The following is a 6,648-nucleotide window of genomic DNA, read 5'->3' as shown; positions in this document are numbered from 1 at the left end:
CAAACTCAGAAATTTGATTGGGGTTTTTGCTAAATATGGTGCCCGGGGCCGGAATCGAACCGGCACGCCCGTGAAGGCGCAGGATTTTAAGTCCTGTGTGTCTACCAATTTCACCACCCGGGCATGAATTGTGATTATGTTTTATAGACACATAAAAAGGGGAAATTATACACTCAAGCACCGGTAAAATTCTATTTTTTTGAGGTGAGATTTTATGGGGATTATCAAGTTAATTATTATTGTTTTGATTGTTTGGCTGGGCATTAGTTTGTGGCGTAAATTTAGAAAACCAACAGAGCATAATATTTCTCAGCCATCCACTAATAAAATGCTATCTTGCAGTACTTGTAAGACGCATATTCCTGAAAATGAGGCCATTATTCAAAACGGCAAAGTTTTTTGTTCCAAGGAGTGTTTATGAAGTTTTTACTTGATTTTTTTCCAATTGCTTTATTTTTTATTGTTTATAAGACCATGGGCTTGTATGCAGCGATCTATGCCATGATTGGCGCGACCGCTTTGCAAATGTTGATTGCTCGCTATCAAACGGGTAAATTTGAAAACACCCATCTGATCACGTTTGGCCTGTTGGTGGTTTTAGGCGGAGTGACGTTGGCCCTTAGAGATCCGGCATTTTTAATGTGGAAAGTAAGTGTGCTTTATGTGGTGTTTGCCTCGGTATTAATTGTGAGTATTTGGATTGGTAAAAAACCATTATTGGAGAGAATGCTGGGTAAAGAACTGGATTTACCAAAAGCAGTGTGGCAACAGATGAGCTGGATTTGGGGCTTGGGCTTTGTTGGTATTGCCCTGGTTAATGCTTATTATGTTAATCTTGCATTAGCAGCAAGAGAATTGTTGTTTTCATCGACTGAATTAGATCCAAAAATTGAGCTAACAGAGCTTGATTGCGCCACAACAACAATGCAGGATTTGTGTCTAGTGGCGCAACAAACTGAAGAATCATGGGTTAATTTCAAATTATTTGGCACCATGGGGTTAACCTTTATTTTGATTATTATCACGGTGATAATGATTAGTAAGTATACCAAACAAGAACAATAGGAAAATATCATGAAACGTACTCCGTTATATCAAGCGCATGTTGATGCACAAGGAAAAATGGTTGACTTTGGTGGCTGGGAAATGCCACTTAATTATGGGTCGCAAATTGAAGAGCATCATCAGGTGCGTAATGATGTCGGCATGTTTGATGTGTCACACATGACCACTGTTGATTTTAAAGGTGCAGAAGCCAAGAAGTTTTTACAAGTGTTGATTGCGAATGATGTTGATAAGCTAAAAACTGAAGGCAAGGCACTATACAGTTGTATGTTGAATGAAACTGGCGGTGTGGTTGATGACTTGATTGTTTATTATTTAAATGATGAAAATTATCGAATGGTGATTAATGCCGGTACCACCGAAAAAGATATTGCCTGGATTAATACCCAAGCACAAAATTTTGATGTTGTGGTTGAGCCCAAACTTGATTTAGCAATGATTGCTGTTCAAGGTCCAAATGCGCGTGAAAAGGTTTTTGCAGCGATGCCAGGTGTTGAAGAGGTGGCGGGTGATCTTAAGCCGTTTAATGCCGCCAATTTAGGCGGACTTTTTATTGCTCGCACTGGCTACACTGGTGAGGATGGGTTTGAGATTATGTTGCCTGAGAAGTCAGCAGAATTTACTTGGAAAATGTTGCTTGAAGTTGGTGTTAAGCCCTGTGGATTAGGTGCTAGAGATACATTGCGTCTAGAGGCGGGCATGAGTTTATATGGCTCGGAAATGAATGATGAAATCTCCCCACTTGAGGCGGCTTTAACTTGGACGGTGGATTTAAATGATGAAGATCGTCAGTTTGTTGGCCGTAAAGCGTTAGAAAAATTAAGGGATGACGGTGTTAAAAAAACTATTGTTGGCCTTGTTTTAGATAGTAAAGGTGTAATTCGAGATCATCAAAAAGTTGTCACAATTTTAGGTGATGGCGAGGTCACTTCAGGCACCTTTTCTCCAACTATGGGCAAAGCAATTGCCTTGGCAAGAGTGCCAATGGGCACAACAGGATCATGTGAAATTGAGATGCGAAATAAATTAGTTTCGGCTAAAATAGTCAAACCACCATTTGTCAGAAATGGCAAAGTATTAGTTTAGAAAAATATTATTAATTAACAGGAGTTTGCAAGTATTTTTCTTTTCTACAAGGCAAATTTTCAAAATGCGAAAGCGTGTAGCTAATTTACACAACTGAGTATTTTTAAAATTTAACGTAGTAGAAAGGGGAAAGATGCAGTAAAGAGGATGAGTGAAGTAAGAGACGATAGACAATACACACAGACCCATGAATGGATTTTAGATAATGGCGATGGCACCTATACTATGGGTGTTACGGATCATGCTCAGGCATTATTAGGCGATATGGTATTTGTTGAAGTGCCAAGTGTTGGCGATGAGGCTTCTCAAGAGGATGAGTTTTGTGTGGTTGAATCTGTAAAAGCAGCTAGTGGTGTTTATGCACCTGCTGATCTTGAAGTGACTGAAGCTAACGAAGCATTGGACGACGAGCCTGAATTGGTCAATTCAAGTTGTTATGATGATGGTTGGCTGGTTAAATTTAAAGCAGACAGCATTGATGGCTTGATGTCGGCTGAAGATTACGAAGATACATTAGATTAATTTTTATTAGTCTTGGTTAACTCACTGGTTGCCTACAAAGGCAAAAGCGCGCGCATTGCTAACGTTGCTGCGAATAAATTCGATTTAGAATTTGCAGACGGAACAACTCGCAAAGTCAGAGAAAAAGATTTTCGCTTCATTCACCCAGATTTTGCTAAGGTGAATGACGCTTGCGCGCACGCAGATGTGAGTGTGCTTGAAGAATTTCAAGAAGAGATTCTACCCCTGCAAGAAATTACCGAATGGCTGTTTGATGAATATACCGCGCAAAGCGCTTGGTGTACATGTCTTTTGGTAGAAGAGGGTTTGTATTTTTATTGGCAAAAGGACAGTGTTTTTGTACGTCCAACTGCACAAGTACAAGGCATCCTAGATAAGCGTAATGCAGAAAAATTAGCCGCTGAAAGCTTACAGCATTGTATTGACAACCTCAATAACAACACCTTTGATGAGCAAGATATTCCCTTCTTGCAAGAGGCGGCTAAAGTTGCCTTAAATCAGTCCAAACATGCCAAAATCCTAGACCATGTAGGGGTTGAAAATTCTGAAGAGGCGGCGTATAAATTCCTGTTGAAAATTAAATATTTCACCGATGACTTTAATCCGTATCCTGCGCGTTTTGGTATTCCAGAAGATGAAAAAATTGAGGTCAGTCTGCCAGAAATTGAGCGTGTTGATTTAACTCACATGACTTGTTACGCGATTGACAATGAAGGATCAAACGATGCTGATGATGCAATCAGTGTAGATGGAGATCGTCTTTGGATTCATATTGCAGATGTTTCAGTCATTGTTGATTCGGGCTCCGAGCTTGATGAATATGCACGTGAGCGCGGCTCTAATCTGTATCTACCCGAGCAAATTATTCACATGTTACCCACTTCCATTACCAAGGCGCTAGCACTCGGAGAAACTGATACTTCTCCAGCTTTGTCCATTGGGCTTAATATGAGTGAAGGTATTATTAGTAATATTGAGGTGGTTCATAGCACAATTAAAGTGGTTAACACTACTTATGAGGCGGTAGATAAGGAGCTTGAAGATAATAGCAATGCTGATTTTATCAATATTCAAACCTTTATTGATCAGCATAAAACTTTCCGTGAAAAAAGTGGATCAATTAGTTTGAATTTACCTAATGTGGATGTCAGATATATTGATTCAGAAGTGCAAATAGAGCCTCAGAAAACCAGCCCTAGTCGTGATTTTGTGGCAGAAGTAATGGTAACTGCTGGTCGTACAATTTCCCAATATGCGCAAGAAAATGACATTGTCATGCCGTACGCTTTGCAAGATGAAGGAGATTTTCCACAAGAAGTATTAGACAAAAAAGAAAATTTAAGTACGGCTGAATCATTTCAGGCGATTAAGTTTTTTAAGCGTTCAGCCACCTCTATTAAGCCATTGCCGCATTACGGCCTTGGTTTAGATTCGTACCTAAGAATTACCAGCCCACTAAGACGTTACTACGACCTATTAGCGCACCAGCAACTGTCTAATTTTATTGCCGGTAAACCTACCTTGAATAAAGTTCGAGTTAAGGAAATTATCGGGATTAATAACAACGCATTGGCCAGTGTTGGCCGAGTTACGCGTTTTAGTAATGATCACTATAAGTGCTTGTTTTTAAAGCAAAACCCAGGATGGAAAGGCGAGGGTGTAGTGGTCGATATTCGTGGCGACAAAGCTTTGTTTATGATTCCTGAAGTTGGACTGATGGATCAGGTTAAGTTTAAAGAAGGGCAGATTCCCAAGCTTGATGAAAAAATCATGCTAACAGTAACACGTGTCGATATGATGGGACGATCAGCGAATTTCAAGCCAGCTTAATTCATCTGCAAGCTTAATGGCACTCCCTTGAGTGTTTGACCAATCACCTAAAACATAACGCGTAAATTTCTGTTCAACATGGGTATTAAGCCTATGTGTATGTCCATGAATCAGATCAGCGCCAGGATATTTTTTCATTAGCTCGTTAACTGCACTCGGATTAACATCCATGATCTCTTGAGATTTGTTTTGCTGAGCATTTACACTCTTTTGACGCAACTGACCACTGAGCTTAAGGCGCCATTTTTTAGGTAGACGCACAAAAATAAACTTGGTGATTGGGTGTTGTAATATTGATTTCATTTGTTGGTAGGATTCATCATCCGTACACAACTCATCACCATGAGTAAGTACATATTGATGTCCATGAGTTTCTAACAAATAAGGCGAATCAATTAACTGACAACCCGCTTGGTGTGCAAACGTTTGGGCGAGTAAAAAATCACGATTTCCCGTCATGATAAAAATCTGGGTAGTGTGACTTAAGTCTTTAAGCGTCTGAATGATCTCATCATAATAAGACAAGGATAAATCATCCCCCAACCAAGTGTTGAACAAATCACCCAGAATGAATAGTTGATCTACCTGGGTCGCCTGCTGTTTGCAGAAAGCGGTAAATAGCTGGTTTTTTTCCACCTCGTTGGTAACAAGGTGAAGGTCCGCTATGATGAGCGAACTGAGCATAATTTACTTAGTGTAGGCTTTATTTACAACAACAGAGTCATTAGGAACATCGGCGTGTCCTGCTTTGTTGCCAGTTGATACTTCGTTGATTTTGTCAACCACATCAAAGCCGTCAACCACTTCACCAAACACACAGTAGCCCCAGCCATCTTGTCCTGGAAAATCTAGGAAGCTATTATCTTGAGTGTTGATAAAAAACTGCGAGCTTGCAGAATGAGGTGCAGCAGTTCTAGCCATGGCAAGCGCATATTTTGAATTTTTTAAACCATTTTTTGCTTCATTTTCGATTTCAGCATTAGTTGGCTTCTGACTCATATCTTCGTTAAAACCACCACCTTGAATCATAAAGTTTTTGATTACACGATGGAAGATAGTGCCATCAAAAAAACCTGACTCAACGTAGTCAGTAAAGTTTTTAGCACTAATAGGTGCGTTTTCAGCATCAACTGTTATGTGGATATCACCCATGTTTGTTTCAAAAATAATCATCGTTCACTTGTCCGTAATAATAAAAATACAAATTATACTTAAAACTCTCTTTCATAAATAGGCTCAAAGGCGTATAATTGCCTCTTTTTACGAATTCACATTTAGGTTTTATTATGTACGCAGTTATTAAAACAGGTGGCCAGCAGTTTAGAGTAGCCGAAGGAACAACTTTAAAGGTTGAAAAATTAGAAGTTGAGCCAGGCAAAAAAGTTACTTTTAAAGAAGTGCTAATGGTTGCTGATGGCGACAACGTTCAAGTTGGCGCACCTTTGGTTGCTAAAGCAACAGTTGAGGCAAAAGTTATTTCACAAGGTAAAGGCAAGAAAGTTACTATCTTGAAATTCCGTCGTCGTAAGCACTCTATGAAGACACAAGGTCACAGACAATTGTTTACTGAGATCGAAATTACAAAAATTAAGGCATAGGAGAATAACCCATGGCACATAAAAAAGCAGGTGGTAGTACTAATAACGGACGCGACTCCCAATCGAAGCGTCTAGGTGTTAAGAGATTTGGTGGTCAAGCTGTATTAGCGGGCAACATTTTAGTGCGTCAAAGAGGTACTAAAGTTCATCCAGGTACAAACGTACGTAAAGGTAAGGACGACACATTGTTTGCAACAGCAGACGGTAAAGTGGTTTTCGCCAAGAAGGGTAAATTCATGCGTCAGACGGTTTCAATCGAAACTGCATAGTCTGAAGTTAAGAATTATCTAAAAAGCGCCTTCCGGGCGCTTTTTTATTAATTAAAATAAGGCTATTTCACCCATTAATATTATTATGAAATACGCAATTGTTTTTCCAGGCCAGGGCTCTCAATCACTTGGCATGCTGTCAGACTTGAATGATAACTTCTCTATTGTTAAAGATACCTTTACAGAGGCATCAGATGCACTGGGTTTTGATCTTTGGGCTTTAACTCAAGAAGATCAAGAAGCGCTTAACCAAACGCAAAACACTCAGCCAGCAATGT

At 39.6% G+C, this 6,648-nt stretch carries 9 protein-coding genes, 1 tRNA gene and 1 pseudogene; 8 read left to right on the top strand and 3 right to left on the bottom strand.

What is annotated here, in order from left to right:
* Positions 1-36: 36 nt before the first annotated feature.
* Positions 37-123 (bottom strand) — tRNA-Leu (locus tag ABNR88_RS06750).
* A 91-nt stretch (positions 124-214) separates the two neighbouring features.
* Between ABNR88_RS06750 and ABNR88_RS06745 the strand changes: the two genes are divergently transcribed.
* From ABNR88_RS06745 to ABNR88_RS06725, 5 genes are all read left to right on the top strand, one after another.
* Positions 215-421 (top strand): PP0621 family protein, encoded by a 207-nt coding sequence (locus ABNR88_RS06745; RefSeq protein WP_291927899.1) that lies wholly within the window; start codon positions 215-217, stop codon positions 419-421.
* On the top strand, positions 418-1,065 hold the full coding sequence (locus tag ABNR88_RS06740) for an inner membrane-spanning protein YciB (RefSeq protein ID WP_291927896.1): 648 nt from the start codon (positions 418-420) through the stop codon (positions 1,063-1,065). The genes ABNR88_RS06745 and ABNR88_RS06740 overlap by 4 nt, the downstream gene beginning before the upstream one ends.
* Before the next feature lie 9 nt (positions 1,066-1,074).
* Entirely contained in the window at positions 1,075-2,151 is a 1,077-nt protein-coding gene (gene gcvT / locus ABNR88_RS06735) for a glycine cleavage system aminomethyltransferase GcvT (RefSeq protein WP_291927893.1), read from the top strand.
* A 147-nt stretch (positions 2,152-2,298) separates the two neighbouring features.
* On the top strand, positions 2,299-2,673 hold the full coding sequence (gene gcvH, locus ABNR88_RS06730) for a glycine cleavage system protein GcvH (protein WP_291927890.1): 375 nt from the start codon (positions 2,299-2,301) through the stop codon (positions 2,671-2,673).
* Between the two features lie 12 nt (positions 2,674-2,685).
* Positions 2,686-4,503 carry an RNB domain-containing ribonuclease gene (locus tag ABNR88_RS06725; RefSeq protein WP_291927887.1) on the top strand — a complete coding sequence of 606 codons (1,818 nt, stop codon included), beginning with the start codon at positions 2,686-2,688 and terminating at the stop codon, positions 4,501-4,503.
* On the opposite strand, the gene ABNR88_RS06720 is transcribed toward ABNR88_RS06725, so the two are convergent.
* On the bottom strand, positions 4,480-5,187 hold the full coding sequence (locus ABNR88_RS06720) for a UDP-2,3-diacylglucosamine diphosphatase (RefSeq protein WP_348670218.1): 708 nt from the start codon (positions 5,185-5,187) through the stop codon (positions 4,480-4,482). The two genes, ABNR88_RS06725 and ABNR88_RS06720, sit on opposite strands and share 24 nt — an antisense overlap.
* Positions 5,188-5,190: 3 nt before the next feature.
* Complete coding sequence (locus ABNR88_RS06715) at positions 5,191-5,676, bottom strand: peptidylprolyl isomerase (RefSeq protein WP_291927881.1); 486 nt, start codon at positions 5,674-5,676, stop codon at positions 5,191-5,193.
* A gap of 113 nt (positions 5,677-5,789) precedes the next feature.
* Between ABNR88_RS06715 and rplU the strand changes: the two genes are divergently transcribed.
* The 3 genes and pseudogenes from rplU to ABNR88_RS06700 all read left to right on the top strand — a co-directional run.
* Positions 5,790-6,101, top strand: coding sequence for a 50S ribosomal protein L21 (gene rplU / locus ABNR88_RS06710; protein ID WP_348670217.1), 312 nt, complete (start codon positions 5,790-5,792; stop codon positions 6,099-6,101).
* Positions 6,102-6,112: 11 nt separating this feature from the next.
* Positions 6,113-6,370, top strand: coding sequence for a 50S ribosomal protein L27 (gene rpmA, locus ABNR88_RS06705; RefSeq protein ID WP_138118630.1), 258 nt, complete (start codon positions 6,113-6,115; stop codon positions 6,368-6,370).
* 85 nt (positions 6,371-6,455) lie between these two features.
* Positions 6,456-6,648: pseudogene (locus tag ABNR88_RS06700) on the top strand ([acyl-carrier-protein] S-malonyltransferase); the annotation flags it as partial.

Origin of the sequence: uncultured Candidatus Thioglobus sp. (genome assembly GCF_963981275.1) — a bacterium.
In the GTDB taxonomy this organism is placed as follows: Bacteria; Pseudomonadota; Gammaproteobacteria; order PS1; family Pseudothioglobaceae; genus Thioglobus_A.
This window is presented reverse-complemented; position numbering and strand designations above follow the sequence as displayed.

Coding starts and splice junctions, on each gene's coding strand:
- ABNR88_RS06745 (WP_291927899.1), top strand. CDS start 215: ATGGGGATTATCAAGTTAATTATTATTGTTTTGATTGTTTGGCTGGGC.
- ABNR88_RS06740 (WP_291927896.1), top strand. CDS start 418: ATGAAGTTTTTACTTGATTTTTTTCCAATTGCTTTATTTTTTATTGTT.
- gcvT (WP_291927893.1), top strand. CDS start 1,075: ATGAAACGTACTCCGTTATATCAAGCGCATGTTGATGCACAAGGAAAA.
- gcvH (WP_291927890.1), top strand. CDS start 2,299: ATGAGTGAAGTAAGAGACGATAGACAATACACACAGACCCATGAATGG.
- ABNR88_RS06720 (WP_348670218.1), bottom strand. CDS start 5,187: ATGCTCAGTTCGCTCATCATAGCGGACCTTCACCTTGTTACCAACGAG.
- ABNR88_RS06715 (WP_291927881.1), bottom strand. CDS start 5,676: ATGATTATTTTTGAAACAAACATGGGTGATATCCACATAACAGTTGAT.
- rplU (WP_348670217.1), top strand. CDS start 5,790: ATGTACGCAGTTATTAAAACAGGTGGCCAGCAGTTTAGAGTAGCCGAA.
- rpmA (WP_138118630.1), top strand. CDS start 6,113: ATGGCACATAAAAAAGCAGGTGGTAGTACTAATAACGGACGCGACTCC.